Origin of the sequence: Streptomyces sp., from assembly GCF_031178505.1 — a bacterium.
In the GTDB taxonomy this organism is placed as follows: Bacteria; Actinomycetota; Actinomycetes; order Streptomycetales; family Streptomycetaceae; genus Streptomyces; species Streptomyces gulbargensis.
Genome location: NZ_JAPSIW010001006.1, coordinates 1 through 1,887, shown reverse-complemented (window position 1 = coordinate 1,887; position 1,887 = coordinate 1). Strand labels below are relative to the sequence as shown.

General features: G+C 73.8%; 1 protein-coding gene and 1 pseudogene. One reads left to right on the top strand and one right to left on the bottom strand.

Annotation, left to right across the window (positions count from 1 at the left end):
- A pseudogene (locus tag RIF68_RS35615) lies at nucleotides 1-933 on the top strand (AMP-binding protein); the annotation flags it as partial.
- A gap of 39 nt (nucleotides 934-972) precedes the next feature.
- Here RIF68_RS35615 and RIF68_RS35610 read toward each other — a convergent pair.
- Nucleotides 973-1,887: aminotransferase class I/II-fold pyridoxal phosphate-dependent enzyme (locus RIF68_RS35610; RefSeq protein WP_309055750.1), on the bottom strand; the 915-nt coding region annotated here is incomplete at its 5' end.

Below are 1,887 nucleotides of genomic sequence, written 5' to 3'. Positions count from 1 at the left end.
GCCCAGTGGCGCGTCGCCGAACGCACCCGCGCCACCCTGTACGGCACCTCCGCCGCGTACGTCATGGCCTGCGCCAAGGCCGGCGTCCACCCTGGCCGCGACTTCGACCTGTCCGCCGTGAAGTGCGTCGCCACCACCGGCTCCCCGCTGCCGCCCGACGGTTTCCGCTGGCTCCACGACGAGGTCCGCGAGGACCTGTGGATCGCGTCGGTCAGCGGCGGCACGGACGTCTGCTCGTGCTTCGCGGGCGCCGTCCCCACCCTCCCCGTCCACATCGGCGAACTCCAGGCCGCGGGCCTCGGCACGGACCTCCAGGCGTGGGACCCCTCCGGCAAGCCGCTCGTCGGCGAGGTCGGCGAACTGGTCGTCACCAACCCCATGCCGTCCATGCCGATCCACTTCTGGAACGACCCCGACGGCAGCCGCTACCGCGACAGCTACTTCGAGATGTTCCCCGGTGTCTGGCGCCACGGCGACTGGATCACGATCAGCGACCACGGCTCCGTCGTCATCCACGGCCGCTCGGACTCCACCCTCAACCGGCAGGGCGTGCGGATGGGCAGCGCCGACATCTACGAGGCCGTGGAGCGTCTCCCGGAGATCCGCGAGTCCCTGGTCATCGGCCTGGAGGAACCGGACGGCGGCTACTGGATGCCCCTCTTCGTCCACCTCGCGGAGGGCGCGACCCTCGACGAGGAACTGATCGACCGGATCAGGCGGACCATCCGCACGGAACTCTCCCCGCGTCACGTCCCCGACGAGATCATCCAGGTCCCCGGCGTCCCGCACACGCTCACCGGCAAGCGCATCGAGGTCCCGGTCAAGCGCCTGCTCCAGGGCACGCCGCTCGACAAGGCCGTCAACCCGGGCTCGGTCGACAACCTCGACCTGCTCCGCTTCTACGCCTCCCTGGCGGAAGCCCGCCGCGCCTGACACGACCGGGGCCGGCACCCGCCCGGGTGCCGGCCCCGGTCATCCGCCGTACGTGGCCTGCGCGTCGCCCATCACCTCGGCGAAGTCCGCCGCGAGCCGCCGGGCGTCCGCCGGCCGCAGTGTCGCCGCCGTGATCCGCACCGCGGGCGGCGCCGCGATCCGGAAGCGCGCCCCCGCGGCCACCCACCAGCCGTGCGTACGCAGCCCGTTCACCACCGCGGACTCGTCGCGCACCGGCACCCACACGTTGAACCCGCTCGCCCCGACCGCCCGGATCCGGTACGAGCCGAGGGCGTCGATCAGGGCCGCCCGCCGCTCCGCGTACGCCGCCTCCCCGGCCGCGACCAGCTCGCCCACCGACGGGTCGGCGAACAGCCCGGCCACCGTCCTCTGCAGCAGGTGGCTGACCCAGCCCGAGGTCATGAGCATCCGGCCGTCGTGCCGGGCGAGCGTCACCGGGTCACAGGCGACCCCGGCCCACCGCAGGTCGATCCCGAGGTGCTTGGAGACGGTCCTGACCTGCGCCCAGCGCTCCAGACCCCCCGCGGCCAGGGTGTACGCCGCCGCGCCGCCCACCTCCGCGTTGTGGTCGTCCTCCACGACGAGCACCTCGGGGAACTCGTGCACCACCGCCACCAGCGCGTCCCGCCGGGCGCGGGTGAAGAACGCCCCCGTGGGGCACTGACCGCGCGGGCTGCACACCACCGCGCGCGCCCCGCCGCGCAGGGCCCCCCGCAGCGACTCGGGCACCATTCCCTCCCCGTCCACCGTCACCGGCGCGATCCGCAGTCCCAGCGCGGGCACCAGATCCAGCAGGTGGTGGAAGCCGGGGTCCTCCACGGCCACCGCGTCACCGGGCCGCAGCTCCGTGGAGAGCAGCCGCGCGATGCAGTCCAGAGCCCCGTGCGCGAAGGTCACGTGCTCCGCCGGCACGCCGTCCCGGACGAACCAGTC